General features: G+C 44.0%; 1 protein-coding gene. It reads left to right on the forward strand.

Going from position 1 to position 232, the window contains the following annotated elements:
* Nucleotides 1-232: TolC family protein (locus tag SB679_RS26475; RefSeq protein ID WP_410705426.1), on the forward strand; the 232-nt coding region annotated here is incomplete at both ends.

The raw sequence follows: 232 nt of genomic DNA on the forward strand, positions 1-232 counted from the left end.
CTCTGATTAATGAGGGAATGCAATACAATGCGGACATTATTATCGCCAGGGAAAAGCTTAATCAGGTGGAAATTGCTATGGAAATTGCAGGAAGTGATCTGTACCCAAGTGTAAGTGCCGTTGCCAATACCTCCAATAATCTGGTGAGCGAAACCCAGCTTCGACGTCTTGCATTGAAAGCTAGCTGGGAAATAGATCTTTGGGGAAAGAATAAGTCTTCGCAAATGGCGAG

The sequence above is a fragment of the Chryseobacterium sp. SIMBA_029 genome (genome assembly GCF_046535275.1).
Classification (GTDB): domain Bacteria; phylum Bacteroidota; class Bacteroidia; order Flavobacteriales; family Weeksellaceae; genus Chryseobacterium.